The organism is Novosphingobium sp. 9U (assembly GCF_902506425.1).
GTDB lineage: Bacteria > Pseudomonadota > Alphaproteobacteria > Sphingomonadales > Sphingomonadaceae > Novosphingobium.
On record NZ_LR732493.1, the window covers coordinates 1 to 18785 of the forward strand.

The window sequence follows — 18785 nt, forward strand, 5'->3', positions numbered from 1 at the left end:
CCAGGCTGGCGCCCCCTTGCGCGCGGCGGGCGTAGTATTCGGCCGCATCGTCGCCGGGCACGCCGCCTTCGCAGACTTCCAGGCCCATCGGCGGGAACACGAAGCGGTTGGGCAGCGTGAACTTGCCCAGCTGGAACGGCGTGAACAGGCCTGCGAAGCTGTCTCTTTGCATAAACCCTCATCTCGGCGATCCACATCGACGTGAGGCGCTCCAAAGGAACGCAGGCGGATCATCGACGAGGAAGCAACTACCGTCGTTTGAGCAGTCGCTCAATATCTTTTTTCAAGATTGTTGAGCAGTTGCTCAATCCAGCGAGGGCGCGTGTTTGCCAATGTCCCCTTCAAGCCGGCTCAGCATCGCGTCGACGAACGCGTAGACCGCTGGGTGCACATCAGTTGCGCCTAAAGCCTCCTCAGTCACCAGCGTGCGACTGACGGCGGCAATCAGGAAGGCGAGCACTTCAGGCGGCGGCGCTTCGGCCGCGGTTCCGGCGCGGTCGAGCGCGCCTGCCGCGACCATGGTATGGATCTTGCGCGTACGCTCGTTGGCGCGCGCCAGCTCGTTGCCGATCGCTTCGGAGTGGATCGACAAGGCGATGAACTCAATGGTTAGTCGCGTATCCGATTGCTTTAGCGACTGCTCCCACAAACTGCGCAGCGGCGTTGTCGAGGTCAGCGACTTCACTTGCCGCGCGAGGAAGTCCTCCTCGGCACGGCGGAACAAAGCCAAGAACAGGTTATCCATAGTGCCGAAATGATAGTGCACCAGCTGGGACTTCAGGCCCGCCACTTCGGCGACCCGGCGCGAGCTGACGGCAGCATAGCCTTCATCACACATGATCTTCTCGGTCGCGTCGAGGATTGCCTTCTTCGTGCCTGCGTTGTCGCTGTTACTGCGCTTTGCTGCCATGTTCGGTATCTGCCGCCTTTCGTCAGATTTGACATAGCGCGAAAAGGTAGATTAAGCGAGTGCACAAATTTATGCCGACTCGCTGCTCATGAAAGGGCGTGCGGTGAAGGAGAGGCCATGGGACTGCTAGAGGCGCATAGTGCGTTGGCTGGGAAGATCGCCATTGTCGTCGGAGGGGCCGCGGGGCACCTCGGCCGCGGCGCCTCGCTCGCATTGGCGCGGGCGGGCGTGGTGGTGATCTGCTGCGACAACGACCTTGACGGGGTCGCCGCAATCAAGGGCGAGGCGTCGGGGCTCCGCGGCACCGTGGAGGCGCACTATGCCGAAGTCGCCGATCCGGCATCGCTCGACGCCTTCTACGACATGCTTGAGGGCGAAGTCGGCGGTGCCGATATCCTCATCAACATGGCAGGCGGCGTGCGCCGCAGCCTGTTCGACCGGACCAGCCGCGAGGACCACGCGCGCGACGTGCGGCTGAACTATGGCTATGTCGTCGACAGCTGCCAGCGCGCCTTGCCGCTCCTGCGCAAGAGCGGCAACGGTGGCTCGATCGTCAACTTCACCACCATCGAGGCGCACCGCGGCGCTTCGACCTTCGCAGTCTACGCCGGTGGCAAGGCCGCAACTACCAATTTCAGCCGAGCGCTGGCAGTGGAGTTGGGCGCAGAGCAGATCCGGGTCAACTGCGTTGCCACCGACACCACCCTCGCCCGCGCATCCAACGCCGCTCTCGCGCCCGAGGACTTCGAGCGCCTGGCCGAGCTGGGCGAGGATGCGCTGGCCAAGTCAATCGAATTCTACGTGCCGCAGAAGCGACCACCTTCGGTGGATGACGTGATGAACGGCGTGCTGTTCCTGGCCAGCGACCTCAGCCGCGCAATTACCGGCACGACGCTCCACATCGACGGCGGCACGATCGCCTCGCTCGGCTTCATCGACTGGCCACACGGCGACAGTTTCATGCCAGCGCCGCTGGGCGGGACACTTAAGAAGCTGGTGGGCACCGATGGCTGAGGGCGAGCTGACGCTGCTGGGCGTCGCCAGCCCGAACGTGGTCAAGGTGGCGATCATGCTGGAGGAGCTCGCGCTCCCCTATCGACTGCAGCACGTCGAACTCTTCAAGTGCGAGCAGTTCACGCCCGAGTTCCTGGCCTTGAATCCTGCAGGCAAGGTGCCGGTGCTGCTCGATCCGGCGCTCGGCCGGCCGCTGGCGGAATCGGGCGCGATCCTGATCTGGCTTGGCGAGCGTTACGACGCCTTCCTTCCGACGACCGGGCCGGAGCGATACGAGGTGCTGCAATGGCTGATGGTGCAGATGTCGGCGATCGGGCCGATGCTGGGCCAATTCACCCACTTCTCGCTCCTGCCCAAGGGCACCGAGCCTTACGCCTACGGCCGCTATGCCGCGCTAGCGGACAAGCTTTACCGCCTGATCGAGGCCCGTGTAACTGGTCGCGAGTGGATCGCCGGCGATGCCTACTCGATCGCCGACATAGCGACGCTGCCCTGGGCCGAGTACTGCGAGCGGCACGGCTACACTTGGGATGCGTTCCCGGCTATGGCGCGCTGGCGCGACAAGCTGGCTGCGCGGCCCGCGGTCGAACGCGCGAAGGCGCGCGTCTTCGGCACGTTCGTCCCCGCGGCGGCAGAGACCCTTCGCACCGCGGCTGACCGCGATCTCGACCGCTTCTTCGGGCGGACTGAGGGCATGCCGGCCAAGGACTTCGGCGCGGTGCGCGGTATCAGCGTGCCCCAGGAGCGGAGCGAGGGATGAGCGTGCATCCGCGCTATCCGACAGTCTTCTCCCCGATCCGCCTGGGTCCGGTGGAACTGCCGAACCGCTACTATTTCTCGCCCCATGGCCTGCCGCTGACGGTGGGCCCGGGGCCATCCAACGACATGATCGCCTACTGCACCGAGCGCGTGCGGGACGGCGGCTGCGGCCTGGTGATCCTCAGTTGCACCGTGCACGATCGCGGCCGCCACGCCCAGCCCTGCCCCTATCCGCTCGAGAGCGTGCCCGCCTTCCGCGCCCTGGCCGATGCGGTGCACGCGGCGGGCGGCAAGATCTTCGCGCAGCTCTGGTACAACTGGAACGCTGCCGGGCACTGGCAGCCGTTCTCGCCGCCCGCGCCAATCCTCGCGCCCTCCTCTGCGCAATACGCCTATGGCGGCATGACCAGCGGCACCCATGCCATGACCCGGCGCGAGATCGCGCTGATGGACGATGCGCACCGCCAAGCGGTGAGCCACTTGCGCGAAGCGGGGTTCGACGGGGTCGAAATCCATGCCTCACACTCTGGTGTGCTCGAGCAGTTCCTCTCGCCCTACTTCAACCGGCGCGAGGACGAATACGGCGGCAGTCTCGCAAACCGCATGCGGCTGCTGTTCGAAACACTGCGAACCACGCGTGCCGCTGCAGGCTCCGAAATGGCAGTGGGCATGCGCTTCAACTGCGACGAGCTGGTCGAAGGTGGGCTGACCACCGATGACACGGCCGACATCCTGAGCCGCATCGCCGCGCAGGGATTGCTCGACTTCGTAGACCTCGACATCGCGATGGAGCCGCTGCAGCTGCAGTATGGAATGCCGACGGTGTTCGTCGAGGAGCACGTCTACAAGCCCTATGTCGAGAAGGTGCGCGGCGCCGCCGGGAGCGTGCCGGTCCTGAGCGTGCTGGGTCGCGTGACCCGCATGGCCGATGCCGAGGCGGCGCTGGCATCGGGGCTGTGCGACATGGTCGGCTCGACCCGCGAGCTGATCGCGGAGCCACGCTTCGTGCGCCACGCCTTCGACGGTAACGAGGCGCTGGGGCGCACCTGCATCGCCTGCAACTGGTGCTTGGGCGGCATGGCCGACGGCGCCTACGGCTGCGCCATTAACCCGGCAAGCTATCGCGAGCGCACATGGGGCGTGGACACGTTCGCGCCCGCGCCCCAACCTTCTCGCGTCGTGGTGGTCGGCGGGGGACCGGCCGGTCTGGAAGCGGCCCGCGTCGCCGCATTGCGCGGGCATCGCGTCACGATGTTCGAGGCGCGCGACGTTCTGGGCGGCGCGCTTGAAGTCTGGGCGCGGCTACCTGGCCGTGAGTTCTATCGTCACGCGCCGGACTGGTGGGAGCGCGAGCTGACCCGCCTCGGCGTCACCATGCGCAAGGGCGAGGCCGCCTCCGCCGATCTGGTGCTCGGGCTGGAACCCCAAGCAGTGGTCATCGCCACTGGCGCCGCGTTCAGCCGCGAGGGTCGCAGCGGACTGGTCGACCGCCCAATCCCCGGCGCCGATCGACCATCCGTGCACACGCCCGAGGATATTCTCGACAAGGGCCTACGCCCCACCGGTCGCGTGGTCGTGCTCGACGGCGAAGGCACCCATGCCAGCGCCGGCGTCGCCGAGCTGCTGGCGCGTGCCGGAGCCGAGGTCACGATGATTGGCTCTAGCTTCGCCCCCTTCTCCAGCCGCCTCGTCTTCGCCTTCGAGAGCGAGTTCGTGGCCAAGCGGCTTGCCGAGGCGGGCGTCACCTTCCGCGGCGCGACCTGGGTCCGAGCGATCGAAGAACGTGCGCTGACGCTGTTTGACGTGAATAGCGGGCGGGAGTCGGTGCTAGATGACATCGACGCTGTCGTGCTCGCCACCGGGCGCGCCTCGATTGACGGGCTGGCGCGAGAGCTGGAAGGCCGAGTGCCACAGCTCTTCACCGTCGGCGACGCGCTCGCGGTGCGCCCCTTCGCCACCGCCGCCTACGAGGGACACAAGTTCGCCCGCCTGATCGGCGAACCCGGCGCGCCCTGCAGCATCGCCGAAGCCTACTTCGCGGCGAACGATCCCGCGGTTTACCCCGCACCCGCTGAACGGGTGACGTGAGCGGTCGCGTGATAGCCGAATTCACAACCTGCACTCCAGAAGGAGCCGGCATGTACAAGGTCCTCCACTTCCTGAAGCGTAAGCCACATCTGACCCACGAACAGTTCCGCGACCATTTCGAGCGCTCGCACGCGCCGATGGCGTTGAAGTTCTGCGGCCATCTCTTCAGCGAGTACCGGCGCAATTACGTCAACATGGTCTACACAGGCGGCGACTCCCGCCAGGAGGACAGCGGCTATGGCATGCGGGAGTGGGAATGGGACCTCATCTCCGAGTGGATCCTGCCGAACGAGGAGGCGCTCCAGGAGATCTATCGGATCATGCAGGAACCGGACAAGGACGCACTGTTCTGGGCCGACGAGGACCGCTTCATTGATCGCCGCGCGACAGTGACCGTGCCTTGTGAAGTGCGAGATCTTGGAACCGCTTTCAATCCTCGAGGGACGGTGTTCGAGACGCCCTCGGGCGAGCCTTCATGGGACTAGATTGTATGGTACACCAGATCAGGGCTGCGACTGCGTGGCTGAGTCGAGCTTGGTACGTCGATGCAATAAGAAGCAGCCGACACCATCAGCTTTGAGCGGCTGGGCCCACAATCGGCGATGCGGCCGGACTAACGCGCTTCCCAAAAGCTACCGTTCATGCAGCTTTGCCGAGCAGATTGGAGGCGGCATGCAACGAGCACTGAACGGGAGAGATCGTGTGTTCTGGATGCCTGCAAGCTAGCGCGAGCGGCGACTCGCGCTACAGTAACTTGCCTATCACCCACATTCCGACAGCAAAGAGCACAAGCGCCGACCAACCGATTGAAGTCTTCTGCCACCCTCGCAGCTGCCAACGCGCCAAACAGCTCAGTTGCGGTCCAGGTGGATTTTGCGTTGGAGCCGAAGTAGCACTCTGAATGAGCCGCCCTGCGAGCTTGCGCCGAGATCACCGACACTCAACCGCGCGAAACGAGATCTTGAACGCCTCGCCCCGCCAGCATAGCGAAGCTCCGTGAGCCTGGCGCCCGTAGGAGATGATTGATGAACCCCAAAGCCTTTCTTCAGACCATGATCGCTCTGGCATCTGCATCGCTGGGCCTCGTGGCCGCTCTGGCGTGGAACGAGGCGATCAAAGCGACACTCGTTAGGCTCGGGCTCGGCGACAGCCTTTCGGGCCTCTATACCTACGCGATCATAGCGACCGTCATCGCTGTGGTGGTGCTGTTCTGGCTTGGTAGGCTGGCCTCTCGGGTCGGCGGCGAAGCAGCATTCCAACGCGAGGCTGAGGGCTGAGCACACGGGCGCTGGGGATCCCGTCACGAGAGCGGTCGACAAAACGGATGTAGGCTCGCCTGTGCTCGGCGCACTCGTTGGCGAGCAGCTGTGGGCTCGGCCGGATAAGCAGAGTAGCGCCCTCCTCGCTGATGCAAGTCGGAGTAGGTCAATGGTTTTAGGTAGCTCGAGCCCCGATCGCGACCGGAACGCAGCGATCTATGTTTCGGTCATCGATGGCGCGACCTTTGCCGAGCTTGCCGTGCGCTACGGGATCAGCAGAGGCCGTGTCCAAAAAGCCTACGCTCGCGAGCGCACGAACGCTTGGGAGGCGCGACGACAAGGAGAGACCAGCTATCTTGATCGTCCCATACCGGCGGATGTCTGAAGGCGGGCTATTCCCGCACCTTGATCAAGACAACAGCGATGTTGGTCGTGAGTAACCGACCGAGGCCCGGCGACGCCTCAGTCCACCTTCTCCAAGGCGCCGCCGGCGACCTCAAGGTCTTTGCCGAAGCCTTGGACTGTGTTGCAGGCTGTGAGGGCAAGACAACCTGTGATGAGAGCGAATGTGATGATGTGGCGGCCCAATGTTCTTGCTCCATTGTAGGTTTACGAACAGCGGTGTGCAGCAGACCGCATTCCACGCGTATGAACGAGCGCCAACGAGCACGGTTCGGCTGCGTCGCGTGAGAAAGAGGCGCCCCAGCAAAGACCGGGGCGCCTGAGGTGGTTACATGGGGTGTAACTGGGCGCCACCTAACCTTCACATGTTGAGCAGGCAACTCGCTGTTTCCACAGAGTTCTTTATCTTGGCGGGGAACCTTCAAGCGCTCGGCGGAACTAATGCGCAAAGCTGTGGTTGGAGGGACATGACCGCCGAGATCGATGACCTTGAAACACGAATGCGCCAAGCGGCCAAGGCGACGGACTTTGAATTGGCACGCAGTCTGCGCGACCAAATCAACCTCATCCGCGGTGGCGCACCGCCCAACGAAGCAGCAGCGGCTGACACGGGCGGACTGACACGGCAGCAGAACGGCTCAATGGGCTTGGGAACAAGCCAGTCGAAGCTCATGCCACCAACCGGCTGGAAACCGGCTAAGAAGCCTGATCTTATGACCTCGAACCAATCCCGGAAGCGGCGCTGAGCCGGCACACTTTGAGGCCTGAGTGGCGCTTTCTTCTTGGTGGCATGCTGATGCTTGCAGCTCTGGTGCTGCTGATCATCACGAGTAAGTGGTGGGCCAGCCCGCCGCCGCTATAGCTCTAACGAGCAACGAGGATGAGACGTGATCGACTGGAAGCGAATACCAAAGGCCGGGCCCGGCTGGCCGTTCGACGATCAGCTAGTACTCTTAGCCGTGCCGCACAGGGTTGGCGCCGCATGGGGCGGCGGCCTCGATCGGGGCGAACCGTTCTCCATCCATATCGCAAGGTGGGAGTACGAGAAAGGGAGGTGGGTGACCAACGAGAGCGATGACGAGGCAGGAGGCGTGTTATGGCTCGATCAGAACGCCCCATCTTACTGGGCCGCGATCAACCCGCCAGGCAGCAGATCCTGACTTGAGCGTACATGCCGGGTTGATAGAGCCTTAACCGGACAGGAGCCAAGGTGGTCTCCAGAGGTGGACATGGGCAGCAATCAAAGGTCATATAGGCGACCAAGATTGACGGTGGTTCGGCCCCGCTCTGCGAAGCCTAACTGGCTGACGATCGCCGGCGCCCTCGGTGGGGCGATCCTTCTCGGTGGAGCACTAGGTGCCGCCTCAGTCCATGCTCCACAGGGCAGCAAAGGCGCCTATGGCGAGGCGATCAGCGGCTGCACCGTTACCGATGGAGATACGATCCGGTGTGGAGACGAACGCATTCGCCTGCTCGGCATCGATGCGCCCGAAAGGCCGGGCCACTGCCGCGTCGGCCGCGACTGCGTTGACGGCGATCCGTACGCCTCCGCCTCCAACCTAGCTGCCGCTCTGACAGGTCAGCTCACGATCAATCGCGTTGGCGAGGATCATTATGGGCGCACTCTAGCCCTCGTCGCTGGCAGCCAGGGCGATCTGTCTTGCTGGCAGCTCAAGCACAAGCAGGTGGTTTACAAGTTGAAGTGGGATGACGGCTTTAGGGTAGCGCGCGCTTTTCCTCGCGAGTTGTCTTAGCGGCCACCGAGCAGACGGGTTGCGGCTTGTAGATGCAGCCGTGCAGAGAGAAGCTAAACCAAGTTTCCGTAGGTCGCCCGGCCTATCTCCATCGACGATGCTCCAGCTCTACTTTACGGCTACCTAAACCGCGTCCAGTCAGGCAAGCGGCTCGAGCGTGAAGCACAGCGCAACGTTGAGTTGATGTGGTTAAAAGTCAAGTGCGCAGCCATTTCATAGTTCTGTGCCGGCACTTGGGGCTATTCACGCGATTTTCGAGCGGCTCAGGTCGCAACATTATGAGGGTGCCCGAGGGAATAGGGACCAGATCAGCTTCAAAAGCGTGTGCAGGCTGCTGGGGATGACGGCGGCTCGATATCGAGAACCGGCGACGATGCAAACAGAGCCTCAGAACTGCCGTGGCATCACCATGTTATTCCTAATTTTTTTGCTGGGAAAGCCGACGGTTCGGAGTATTCTTATGCATCAGCTTTGCAGCCGGGAGGGGTGAATGGTTGGTACCGCAAAGGTCTTGAGAATAGCGGAGAGGGTCGCCGGCCATTTTTCCGATAACCTTTATCTCCGCATTCGCTTTCGCCGGAGGTTCGGGTGGTGGCCCAATGTGCACCGCCCAAAAACCTTTAACGAACATCTATTGCGCTATAGATTTCGTTCGAAATCGGACCCCAGATTGCCCCTCCTTGCCGACAAAATCGGTGCTAAGAGGATCGTTGCGATGAAGATCGGTGAACACCACCTCATCCCGACGATTTGGAGCGGTCCGTGCTTGCCTCCGCGCGCAGAACGCAACTGGCCTAAACCCTACGTGCTGAAGGCAGCGCATCGGTCCGGCGCAACAATCATCGTGCATGACGAGGAAGTCGAGAACTGGGACGCGATCGAGGCAAAGTGCTCAAACTGGCTGGCCAAGCCGTTTGGCGTGATGGGACGAGAATGGCATTATGCCAAGATCGCGCCGATGTTGCTTGTCGACCGTGCATCGGCCGGCCCGGCGTCCCGCCGCACGATCTGAAGGTTTTCTGCTTTCATGGGAAAGCGCATCTCATCAACGTCATTCAAGACCGCTTCGGCGAGGTTAGATCCAATTCCTTCGACGTAAACTGGAATCTTCTGCCCTTCGTTTTCAACAAGAAGAGGGGAACGGAAATTCCAGACCGGCCAGACAACCTGCATGAGTTGCTCCGGATCGCGGAAAAGCTGGCGCACGGCTTCGAGTATGTGAGTGTCGGTCTCTACAATGTGGATGGTCGCATATACTTCGGGGAAATGACATTCACGACCGCTAACGGCAATGGCCGGTTCAATCCGCACTCGGGCGACGTTATGGTTGGGCGCCTTTGGCAGCAAAGCGAGGCTGCCTTGTCCATATCAGAAAAGGTTTGATCGGATTCGTGAGCACGAGGCGGCGCATGCCTGCCAAAGTAAAGCAAACTCTCTGCAAACTGGCTACAATTTGACCAGGCTTATCTTCCACGAGCGCCGGCATTTCTATCGTCGATCTTCAGCTACCCAGGCCTATAAGGTTCCAGTTCTTTGCAGGTCCCCAGCTGCGTTCGCGTACGCTGTAAAGACTAGGACAAGATATTGAAAACGAAAAACTCTATTATGTCGATTTCAAGAAACGGCGTTTCGAAGATCGTCAAGGAGGTAACTCGGGGGAAATCTCCAACGATTAGATCGGCCGTACGCACGTAGGCAGACCAACTTACCTATGGCGGCTAATTTCGTCCTTCTCGGTAATGGTGAGTAGACGTTTGCTCGATGTTTGGCGATCCGTAAAAACGATCTAAATCGGTTAAGGTATGTAGCAGGCACCATCACTCCACTAGACAGAAGACTTTCTAAGATTAGGGTGCGGTCCTCTGCAGCCCTCGCGATCAGTAAGGCTTGCTTCTTCCGTCTAGCATTCAGGGTAGATCGATCGCGATACGCAACCTCCAGTTTACTATGGGAACCTCCGAATAAATTGTTGCTGTGCTGTCTGTACAGAACCAGTTCGCTATCCAGTAGCCTCACCTCGCCCATGTTAGCTGCAATGAACGCGATCCGCCGATCATGACCCATTTGTTCAGCAGGGCTGAAGTGGCTAATTGAGCTCTGCCAAAGGTCGGCATACTGATTTATGCTCGACCTAAAAGTCTGCGAGAAGCCATATATCAGAGGCCACGGCCCGGCAGCGAATATGTCCTGTTGGTCGAGCCCCGGTGCCGTATCGAACCGATCGCCCTGGTCGCCGTTCTCACCGATTAGGCGGGCCTGATGTGCAACCAACATGACACTTGGATCGGCGAAGTGCGGCAGAACTCTAGCCAACTTGTCGGGCCGCCAAATATCATCCTGATCACAAGTCTCCCTCGCAGAGAGAAGCAGCCTTCATGAAATTTGCACGGAAACCTAATCTAACATCATTTCTATATAACCGGACAGGAAACCTTGCATTTTCGACAAACTGCTCTAGTATAATAAACGTTTTATCCGTCGAAACATCATCACAGACGACGAGTTCATGTGGAGCCAAAACTTGCTCATTTAACGACTGCAATTGCTCGGATATAAAACGCTCACCGTTGCATGTGGCCAAGGCGATCGAGATACGACACGAATTCAAGCTACCGGCGGTGCGATCGCTTTCGATTTCCGATGATTGCTGCATACTGACCTCGGATATGTATTCCATATCTGAGGCCTTGTTAAGCTGCGCATGCGGCTGACCCGCTTGCTTGCACCGGACCTCGCCGGCAGATATCAACCCGAATCTGTTCCACCACAGCCGCATTGTCTCATGACAAAAAGCGATCCGCGCTTGAACAACATATCCTCGACGTTCCGCCAACTGAGCGGAAAATTAACATACATCTGCACTACCGGCCGGATCGCCTTAGGCGAAGACTAGAAGTACCGAAACGGACTGGCAGGCTTGCGAAGACGGGCATTTAGCGCCCCACAGTGCCCTGCTTACCAGCCAGTGCACTTGGTCTGACAAAGCTTTTGAGCGCGTTTAGCCCCGCAGCCGCGTCGTCGACGGTCTTCTTGGCGAAGAAGTCAGGGCGGTAGTCGAAGGTGTGCTCCATACCCATGAGCAGGACGTGCTCATGGATCAGCACGCGCCCCAGATCGTCCAGGGGAACAGCACCCCGTGCGGTCTGGACCTCGGCCTTCGGACCGCGATGCCGACTTCGCCGAAATGACCGCCTGACTGGAAGTGCCGGATGGCGTCGGCAAGACGGGTAAGCGGAAATATTCGGTCGAGCACCGGGTGAATGGCGTGCGCATCGATCGCGCGGACCATCTCGACTTGATCGCTACGGCTGCCCACGGTCACGCCTTGCAGGCGCAGGCGCTTGGCCTGCGCGACGGCAAAGGGCGTCGCGTCCGTCTCGAACTCGGCAATGGCGCCGATGATCGCCACGTGGGCGCCGGTCAGCGCTGCGAGGAAGCTCTGGCGCATGGTGTTCGGTCCACCGACTTCGATCAGATGCTCCACGCCCAGGCCGCCCGTCAGGTCGAGCACGGCCTGTGCCCACTCGGGCGCGTGGACGTGATCGATCACGTGATCCGCGCCCAAAGCGCTCAACCGCGCCAGCTTGGCCGGCGAGGAACTGGTTGCGATCACCGTCGCGCCCGCCGCCTTGGCGAACTGCAGCGCGAACAGCGAGACGCCTCCGGTACCCTGCACAAGCACCCGGTCGCCGGGCTTTACCTGGCCATCGGTCATCACCGCACGCCAGGCGGTGACACCGGCGCAAGTCAGCGTTGCGGCCTCCTCATGCGAGAGGTTGGCGGGAGCGCGGGTGAAGTGCGTGGGCGGCCGCGTCACGTCCTCGCAGGCGAAACCATCGGCCGGACCTCCCGGAGTGTTGTCGAGCTGCGCCCGGTCGATGTGCCCTGCAAGCCACTTGGGGTCAAAGGTGGTGACGACGCGGTCCCTAGGCGTGAACTCGGTCACGCCCTGGCCCACCTCGATCACCTCGCCCGCACCGTCGGACAACGGGATCAGACCTTTCTGGTGCCGGCAAAACGCCGTTGATCACCAAAATGTCCCGGTAGTTCAGCGATGCGGCACGCACCCGCACCTTGATCTCGCCGGACGCCGGCGATCAAGCCGGTGCCTCGTCCAGGTGCAAGGCGTCGAGGCCTGCGGGCTTGCCCAGACGCATCGCCTTCATGTTCCGCAAGCCTCCCTTTGCGCCTGCCCTCAGCGGAACTTGGCGCCAAAATCGAACCCGTAGGTCAGCGGCGAGTTCCAGACCGCGCCCATGCCCAGCTCGTTGAACAACACCTGCGTCTGGTAGCGCTTGTTGGTGGCGTTGTCGCCAAAGACCGCCACCGTGTACTGTTCGGACGGATCGGTCCACTGTTCCCGCAGCGACAGCAGTCCGTAGGCCTTTAGCGGAACTGCTGTTCCAGGTCGAAGTAGAAGCTCGAAGTGTAGTAGACGTTGCCCGACAGCATCAGCCTGTCACCGCCCAGATCGACCGAGCGGCTGCGCCTTGCGAACGTGGGCAGACTTCGGGGATTGCTCGGGGTTTTTCGCGCGCCAGCGCGATAGATTGGAGCTAAGCACGGCATCGACGACGGTACGGCACCGCACGATGAACGACCGTTCATCGGCGGTGCAGATGCGAGTATAGCTGCGGTGCGACCCGAAGGACTCGTAAGAGCCCTTGCAACTATGCGGCGGCGATCGTCATTCACTGATCGCCGCCGTCCCCTTGAAAGGGGCCAGTACCTGGAACAATGACGAAGGGGCGAGTTGCCCCCAGGATAGTACAGCCCGGACATCATCGGCGCTCGGCAGGCGGCAGGAAGGCTTACGTAGCGGGTGGGTCACCCGGTCAAGCGCCCGGGTACCATCAGGATACGTGTGAGAGACCGCTTTATTTGCAGCATTCGCCCGGCCTTGTTCCGTGGCTAGTCCTCGACGGGAGCGGCGCGCTGCTGATGGGCACGGACCAGGTATGGACGTAACCTCCCACAGTGCGCGCGAGCACCGGACTTCTGTGACGTTCGGGCGCGTGACATCCTTTTCTGTCGGAAATCAGTCTGGGCCAAGGACGCCACTCGCTAAATCATGGCTTGTGACAAGCGACGGATTCGCGGTAACTAGCCCAAACTAGCGCATTTCGAAGAACCCTGTCGCGGTCTGCCCATAGCGTCGCATCGCCCACTCGCGTACGGAAAAGGCCTACGTAGGACGAGGCAAGCGCCGTCCCGACGGCATTGCGGCGCCTAGAACACGTCTGTCGCGCGGCGCGAGTGCGGCACCCACGTAGGCCGCTGTGATGCTTCGGACGGCAAGGCCGACGAGCACAGTTCGAGATTGGGCGCTGTTCTCATTTTGTCACCTCCCATCTTGGCCGCGGCAAGGGCGGCAATCCCGGCCGCGATCAGCGGCTTCAGCATAAGCGTCTGTAAAGGCAGATCAGCTGGGACATCGCTCTGGCGTGTGGCCGTGGCGATCACCGCCAACAGTGTCATAGCGCACTGCCCGGCGACCAAGCCGATGAGAAAGGAACGTAACATAGGCGTTACCGCGATGAGGCAACTCTCACGGCATTGAGCAATCTCTGTTATTTCGGGCTGCCGCCTCACAGGAAATTGAAGTCAGATTGCGAACCCTTTGCCGCAATTTATAGATCCCTCTCACCAATCGCGGAGATCATTTGTGGCCGTTTGGCCTGCCCGCTCGTTACGGAGCTTTGGCCGTAGTTTATTTGATTGGGAACGTAATCGATGTGTGGCCCTCCCCCCTAAATCGTTCGCTGCGCGTGACGTGCTGCGACGTTCATGAGTGCGTGGATAGATATAGGTTAAAAGTGGCGCGGCGGCATTGTCCTCGCAGAAGCTCATCGGCTCGAAGTAAAGCGCCCCGGTTGGTCTCAGGCTTATTGCGCCCCACCATGTCTGCGGAACTATCTGCATTGCATCGGCTTCTTCTTATGCAATCGTCGAAAGGACGGAACTATGCAAAATCAGGATAATCGTGCAGGCGGCGGCCTGCGGGACGAATTAAGCGAGGACACCGGCAGGTTGACCGGCGCTGCCGCCGATCGGCTGCGGTCCGAAGCAGACAGCCGAAAGGGGGAGGTCGCAGATCAGGCACGCGCAGTGTCCTCGGCGTTGGGCAGCGTAGCCGATGGCCTTGGTAGCGACGCGCCCAGCTGGGTGAAGTCCGCGCTTGAAAAGGGCGCCAGGTCGATTGAACAGCTGGCACAGTCGGTTGAAGGTAAGGACTCTCGCGAGCTCATGAGGGACGTGCAGCAGTTTGCACGTCAGCGGCCTGGAAGCTTTCTTGCAGGGTGTGCGCTGCTTGGTTTCGCGGCCTCGCGCGTGTTCAAGGCCGGTGGCACCCAGAGCGGTCAGGCGCCCTCGAACTTCGACCAACAGGCACCATCTGCGACGGAGTCTTTCGCAACGTATCCGGTCGAGGGGTCCGGCGCAGCAACACCGACGAGCTTCACCAGCGATGGCGGCGCCGCAAGTCCCGTTTCCCCGCAGACCATGGGGACCTCGCTATGAACAACGACCCAGCACCTTTCCCCGGCGGTGCTTCACGCACTGGAACAGCGTCCGCGCAGACCCAGGACAACATCGTCGATCTGGTCCGGCAGCTCACCAGCCAAGGGTCGCACCTCGCTGAGCAGCAGCTTCAGCTCATCCTCGCGGAGGTCCGCGAGACCACTAACGATCTAAAGGTCGCCGTCGCTGGGATGCTCGGCGCGGCCGTGGTGGGCATTGCCGGTCTCGGCGTGGTCCTGATGGGGCTCGCCTATCTGCTCGGCGACGCCATCGAGAACCTTGGACTCGCTACGCTGATCGTAGGCGTGGTGACCCTCGTAGTCGCAGCCATTCTTTACGCCGGCGCACGCAAGAAGATGAACGCTGCGCACCTCTCGCCAGAACGGAGCCGCAGGACGCTTGAGCGTACACCTGACGCCGTACGCGGCGAACTTACTCCCGGAGCATAAGACATGACCGATCAAACTTACCAAGATCCTGCGGAGATCGAGCGCGACATCCGGCAGACTCAGGAACAAATGAGCCGCACGGTCGACGCTATAGGCGATCAACTCACGCCCCGCAATTTGCTCAATGCGTTGCTGGACAAGGCAGACAGTAACAACGTCGACGCGCGTATGTTGCTCGATGGAGCGCGCCGCAACCCGCTCGCGCTGGCCATGATCGCAGGCGGCGCAATCTGGCTGGTGAGCGACAACGACGCCAAGCTGCCCAAGTTCGAACGACACAAGAGCGAGCCAAATCCATCGTTCGGCGTCGATCCGCATCATCGCGACTACGTATCGCACATGGAGCGTGTCGAAGAGCGCGATGGCGAGGACTACGCCAGCTACCAGCGCCGTCGTGATGCTGCACGCGCCAATTACTTCATGATCGAGCGCGCTCATGACGATGATGACCACAGCTTCCGCGACAAGCTTGACAAGGCGGCCGACGCGTTCCGCAATCGCCGGCACGCATGGTCTGACAGTGCTGCGCAGGCGGGCAAATCTATGGCGAGCGGCAGCAGCGCCGCTGCTGGAGCCGCAGTCGGCAAGGGTCAGCAGCTCTACAGCAACAACCCGCTGATCGGCGGCCTTGTGGCGGCAGCCGCTGGCGCGTTCCTTGGAAGCCTGCTTCCGGAGAGCGAAGCTGAACAGCAGGCGCTTGGGAGCGTCGGCGAGAAAGCGCGCAACGTCGCGTCAGAGCAGGCCGACCACCTGATGAGCGCGGCACGCGAGAAGAAGGACGACCTGATCGCCGCAGCAGAGGAGCACGTCGCGTCCCCAGGTGCCGGTGAGCAAGCGCCCAATGCACCTAATGCCCAGTCCGTCACATCCTTCTGAGCAGCCGCAAGAAAACAGCCGCCGCCCATGCCAATCAGGCGGCGGCATTCTCGTGACCCAAGCCGCACCCGGTGCGTTCAGGCGCTTGCCACGTTACGCGATACGCGTGACCTCGGTCCCAAAGTAGCTCGAGACCCGATCGGCATACGACTGGTTGAAGTCGGGAGCGTTGTTGGCCCAACTCGGCCCACCCTCGAGCACTCGCCGATCAATGGTGACGACATACTCGTCGTTCGCGCCGTCGTAGCCCAGCAGGCTGAATGGGACGGGATAGTAGCTCTTGTTCAAGCCGAGGAAGCCGCCGAGGCTCAGCACCGCATAGGTCGATTGGCCCGAACGCTTGTCGACCATCAAAGCGCTTATGTGGCCCAGGTTGTCGCCGTCACGCGTACGCACCTTCAGGTTTGACGTCTGGGCTTCAACGAGCGTCGGAGTGGCTTCGGCGGCTGCAGACATAGGCGCTCCTGCATGTTTTCAGACGAGATTAGGGACGCAAACATTCCCTCCGTTTCGGAACGCACTAGCTGCCTGCTCCGTTCCGAGCTGGTGAACGGCAGGCGCGCGCGCCTCGTGAAGCCTGAGGATCACGGCTCGACTCCAGCGGGTGGAAAGAGCCAAAAAATCGCGAGAACAGGTTATGCTGCAATGTCGATATTCTGCGTTCTTGCCGACACAAACCCTCGGCGGTCTCTATAGGTCGGGATATGGATGGACTGCACCACTCTATGTGAGTCGTGCGGAGTTCCCTAGTGCGTGACAGCCATAATCGATGGCGCGCGCGCCAGAGCAACGGTCGGTTGCGCGTCGGCCGGCTGCTTTTTCCATTAGAGTAGCGTAGCTTGGCAGGTGTTAGGTCACCGTTGATCCACGCCCTCGCTGATGATGATGTTGCGACCCGCTTCTTTCGCCCGATAAAGTCGCGCGTCCGCGGCAGCGGCGATCAACGAGTTTGGACCGTGTCCTCCCGCGATGCCGGCTGAAAAGCTTACGAGGCCCAGGGGCTGTTCCGTTTCCCTGACTCTGAAGCGTTTCTGAGACAGAGAGCGTCGTGCAGCCTCGATGATCGCCGCCGCCTCTTCTATGGGCGTCATCTGAAAGACGGCCACGAACTCCTCGCCGCCCCATCGCGCTACAACTCCCTTGCCCTGGCATGCATCGCTTAGAACTTTTGCCACGGCGGCCAGTACTCTGTCACCGGCGGCATGGCCGTGATTGTCGTTGATCCGCTTGAAGCGATCGATGTCGCAGAAGGCCAGAACTCTCGGCTCATTCGCCTCCTCTAGCTTCGCCAGGATCGCATCAATAGCGCGGCGGTTTGGTAGCTGCGTCAACGCGTCGATGTTTGCGTCCGTCCGAGCCGCGTCGAGATCCTGTCGCAGGCGATCAGTTTCAGCGGCAGCCGCCGCAAGATCCCGCTCTGCGTTTGCTGCGAGAGCAATCATAGATGCGATGATAGGCCTGAGATCAGCGAGACCATCTCCGAGCCTGCCCATGCCGGCCGAGAGGTCCTGTCCGAATTGGGCGGTTGCGAGGGTCTGGCTGCTCGTGATGTCTGCAAGCTTGAGCATCTGGTGGCGCAGCGCAGCGGCGGCATTCTCCGGATCTAGAGCAGCCGCGCCGCTACCTCCGAGACCGTGGCGCGAAATAATGTCGTCTGTGGCCTCCTGCGTTAGGCGCAGTCCGTCCTCGATCAGCGCGGCGATCTCCTTTGCAGGTGCCCCGCCAGGTGCTGTCACGAAGCAGTACGCTAGGGTGTAGTTTGGCGGGGTGGGATCTAGTCTCTGCTTTTCCAAAAACGACAGCGCTTCAGACGCAATCCGCTTTGCAACTCGTGCCACCATCACCTCTAGAAATCGATCCGATGAAGGGCTCGCCCATAAAGGCTGACCCGCTACGCCGGCGCTGGCATCTACGCTCTTGTGAGGAAGATCAAGGCTCTGCAAGCGCGTTAGGAACACTTGCCCAGACACGCGGGCCCACGCTTTGCGCAGCGGCTCAGCGCTCTTGTATTGCCAAGCGGATGCAAAGCGGCAATCCCGTAAGCGGTAGCGCCAAGGATGATCGGTCTGGCGTAGGGGCGACCTAGACCTTGCAGCGCAAGCGCTGCAGCAAACATGCATTTGAAACCGACCATGACACTGATGGCCGCAAGCCCGCACAACATTGTAGTCAGCGCAACGCCGCCAAAGTTTGCAAAGTCCTCTTTCACAACAATGGGCGTCTCCCCGCAGCGCTAGTGATTAGGCGGTCTGCGGCCAGGCGTAGAGCACCGTCATTATGGTGATGCCCACCATAATCCAAAGGGCGCAGGTCAGGCCCAGGAGGATGGCGAGGCGATGCGGAACATGAGGCTTTTGTTCTTCTTCTGCAGGCTCGAAAGCTTCGACGAGCCGCTGCTGAAACGCACGGGCATGAACCAAGCTGGTGTCCAAGGCCAGCTCAAGTACGTCGGCGTGATCAACCGTCGGATCGACGTCGAGCCGTGCCCAACTAAGCTGTGCCGTCTGTTGTTGTGCCATCCCGCGCCCTCCGTTTTTATGAGCGCGAATTAGCGGACAGCCGCCTACAGACGGACGTACGAAGTTGGTTACGGTCGCACTAACAGGCGATGGCATCTCGCGCGCCTGAGGTTTGGCACCGCCCAGAGCCAAGCCTTCAATCAGCTGGACAGAAAGTGGCGCCTCAGCCGAAGCTGAAGCTGAAGCTGAAGCGCCTGCAAGTCGGGTTCGCGTGGATCAAACCAGCGGCGTACTCC

At 61.3% G+C, this 18785-nt stretch carries 22 protein-coding genes and 2 pseudogenes; 13 read left to right on the plus strand and 11 right to left on the minus strand.

Annotated elements, in window-relative coordinates; all coding sequences use genetic code 11:
* Both GV044_RS22560 and GV044_RS15610 read right to left on the minus strand, forming a co-directional pair.
* A pseudogene (locus GV044_RS22560) lies at positions 1-172 on the minus strand (12-oxophytodienoate reductase); the annotation flags it as partial.
* A 132-nt stretch (positions 173-304) separates the two neighbouring features.
* Positions 305-910, minus strand: a complete 606-nt coding sequence (locus tag GV044_RS15610) for a TetR/AcrR family transcriptional regulator (protein WP_159872561.1) — start codon at positions 908-910, stop codon at positions 305-307.
* A 117-nt stretch (positions 911-1027) separates the two neighbouring features.
* Here GV044_RS15610 and GV044_RS15615 point away from each other — a divergent pair, with 117 nt between their 5' ends.
* The 5 genes from GV044_RS15615 to GV044_RS15635 all read left to right on the plus strand — a co-directional run bounded on the left by GV044_RS15615 (position 1028) and on the right by GV044_RS15635 (position 6048).
* Entirely contained in the window at positions 1028-1924 is an 897-nt protein-coding gene (locus GV044_RS15615) for an SDR family NAD(P)-dependent oxidoreductase (protein ID WP_159872563.1), read from the plus strand.
* Positions 1917-2684 carry a glutathione S-transferase family protein gene (locus GV044_RS15620; RefSeq protein ID WP_159872565.1) on the plus strand — a complete coding sequence of 256 codons (768 nt, stop codon included), beginning with the start codon at positions 1917-1919 and terminating at the stop codon, positions 2682-2684. The genes GV044_RS15615 and GV044_RS15620 overlap by 8 nt, the downstream gene beginning before the upstream one ends.
* A complete protein-coding gene (locus GV044_RS15625; RefSeq protein ID WP_159872567.1) occupies positions 2681-4771 on the plus strand; it encodes an FAD-dependent oxidoreductase in 2091 nt (696 codons plus the stop codon). Before GV044_RS15620 ends, GV044_RS15625 begins: the two co-directional genes overlap by 4 nt.
* A gap of 50 nt (positions 4772-4821) precedes the next feature.
* On the plus strand, positions 4822-5256 hold the full coding sequence (locus tag GV044_RS15630; RefSeq protein WP_159872569.1) for an EthD domain-containing protein: 435 nt from the start codon (positions 4822-4824) through the stop codon (positions 5254-5256).
* A gap of 540 nt (positions 5257-5796) precedes the next feature.
* Complete coding sequence (locus GV044_RS15635; RefSeq protein ID WP_159872571.1) at positions 5797-6048, plus strand: DUF5654 family protein; 252 nt, start codon at positions 5797-5799, stop codon at positions 6046-6048.
* A 444-nt stretch (positions 6049-6492) separates the two neighbouring features.
* Here GV044_RS15635 and GV044_RS22260 read toward each other — a convergent pair whose 3' ends face one another.
* The gene (locus tag GV044_RS22260; protein ID WP_236555020.1) at positions 6493-6618 is read right to left on the minus strand and encodes an entericidin A/B family lipoprotein; all 126 of its coding nucleotides are present in this window, start codon (positions 6616-6618) and stop codon (positions 6493-6495) included.
* A 281-nt stretch (positions 6619-6899) separates the two neighbouring features.
* On the opposite strand from GV044_RS22260, the gene GV044_RS15640 reads away from it, so the two are divergent.
* From GV044_RS15640 to GV044_RS15660, 5 genes and pseudogenes are all read left to right on the plus strand, one after another.
* Positions 6900-7178, plus strand: coding sequence for a UvrB/UvrC motif-containing protein (locus GV044_RS15640; RefSeq protein WP_159872573.1), 279 nt, complete (start codon positions 6900-6902; stop codon positions 7176-7178).
* A 525-nt stretch (positions 7179-7703) separates the two neighbouring features.
* Entirely contained in the window at positions 7704-8186 is a 483-nt protein-coding gene (locus GV044_RS15650; RefSeq protein ID WP_236555021.1) for a thermonuclease family protein, read from the plus strand.
* A 71-nt stretch (positions 8187-8257) separates the two neighbouring features.
* A pseudogene (locus GV044_RS22830) lies at positions 8258-8378 on the plus strand (transposase); the annotation flags it as partial.
* 298 nt (positions 8379-8676) lie between these two features.
* On the plus strand, positions 8677-9198 hold the full coding sequence (locus GV044_RS22565) for an ATP-grasp fold amidoligase family protein (protein WP_256377285.1): 522 nt from the start codon (positions 8677-8679) through the stop codon (positions 9196-9198).
* Entirely contained in the window at positions 9120-9569 is a 450-nt protein-coding gene (locus GV044_RS15660) for an ATP-grasp fold amidoligase family protein (protein WP_159872579.1), read from the plus strand. Before GV044_RS22565 ends, GV044_RS15660 begins: the two co-directional genes overlap by 79 nt.
* A 958-nt stretch (positions 9570-10527) precedes the next feature.
* On the opposite strand, the gene GV044_RS15665 is transcribed toward GV044_RS15660, so the two are convergent.
* The 5 genes from GV044_RS15665 to GV044_RS15680 all read right to left on the minus strand — a co-directional run bounded on the left by GV044_RS15665 (position 10528) and on the right by GV044_RS15680 (position 12794).
* Positions 10528-10962: a glycosyltransferase gene (locus GV044_RS15665; RefSeq protein WP_236555023.1), complete on the minus strand. Its 435-nt coding sequence runs from the start codon at positions 10960-10962 to the stop codon at positions 10528-10530.
* 157 nt (positions 10963-11119) lie between these two features.
* Positions 11120-11290 carry a hypothetical protein gene (locus GV044_RS15670; protein ID WP_159872583.1) on the minus strand — a complete coding sequence of 57 codons (171 nt, stop codon included), beginning with the start codon at positions 11288-11290 and terminating at the stop codon, positions 11120-11122.
* On the minus strand, positions 11284-12174 hold the full coding sequence (locus GV044_RS15675) for an NAD(P)-dependent alcohol dehydrogenase (RefSeq protein ID WP_371741635.1): 891 nt from the start codon (positions 12172-12174) through the stop codon (positions 11284-11286). Before GV044_RS15675 ends, GV044_RS15670 begins: the two co-directional genes overlap by 7 nt.
* A 207-nt stretch (positions 12175-12381) precedes the next feature.
* Positions 12382-12513 carry a hypothetical protein gene (locus GV044_RS22570; protein WP_256377286.1) on the minus strand — a complete coding sequence of 44 codons (132 nt, stop codon included), beginning with the start codon at positions 12511-12513 and terminating at the stop codon, positions 12382-12384.
* Between the two features lie 59 nt (positions 12514-12572).
* Positions 12573-12794, minus strand: coding sequence for a hypothetical protein (locus GV044_RS15680; protein WP_236555024.1), 222 nt, complete (start codon positions 12792-12794; stop codon positions 12573-12575).
* A gap of 1356 nt (positions 12795-14150) precedes the next feature.
* Between GV044_RS15680 and GV044_RS15685 the strand changes: the two genes are divergently transcribed.
* From GV044_RS15685 to GV044_RS15695, 3 genes are read left to right on the plus strand one after another with little or no spacing between them, the layout of a single operon-like run.
* Positions 14151-14705: a hypothetical protein gene (locus GV044_RS15685; protein ID WP_159872587.1), complete on the plus strand. Its 555-nt coding sequence runs from the start codon at positions 14151-14153 to the stop codon at positions 14703-14705.
* Positions 14702-15154 carry a phage holin family protein gene (locus GV044_RS15690; protein ID WP_159872589.1) on the plus strand — a complete coding sequence of 151 codons (453 nt, stop codon included), beginning with the start codon at positions 14702-14704 and terminating at the stop codon, positions 15152-15154. Before GV044_RS15685 ends, GV044_RS15690 begins: the two co-directional genes overlap by 4 nt.
* A gap of 3 nt (positions 15155-15157) precedes the next feature.
* Positions 15158-16030, plus strand: a complete 873-nt coding sequence (locus tag GV044_RS15695; protein ID WP_159872591.1) for a DUF3618 domain-containing protein — start codon at positions 15158-15160, stop codon at positions 16028-16030.
* Positions 16031-16123: 93 nt separating this feature from the next.
* Here GV044_RS15695 and GV044_RS15700 read toward each other — a convergent pair whose 3' ends face one another.
* From GV044_RS15700 to GV044_RS15710, 3 genes are all read right to left on the minus strand, one after another.
* On the minus strand, positions 16124-16486 hold the full coding sequence (locus GV044_RS15700; protein WP_159872593.1) for a PRC-barrel domain-containing protein: 363 nt from the start codon (positions 16484-16486) through the stop codon (positions 16124-16126).
* A gap of 398 nt (positions 16487-16884) precedes the next feature.
* Positions 16885-18000, minus strand: a complete 1116-nt coding sequence (locus tag GV044_RS15705) for a GGDEF domain-containing protein (protein ID WP_159872604.1) — start codon at positions 17998-18000, stop codon at positions 16885-16887.
* 270 nt (positions 18001-18270) lie between these two features.
* The gene (locus GV044_RS15710; protein WP_159872606.1) at positions 18271-18549 is read right to left on the minus strand and encodes a hypothetical protein; all 279 of its coding nucleotides are present in this window, start codon (positions 18547-18549) and stop codon (positions 18271-18273) included.
* Between the last annotated feature and the right edge of the window lie 236 nt (positions 18550-18785).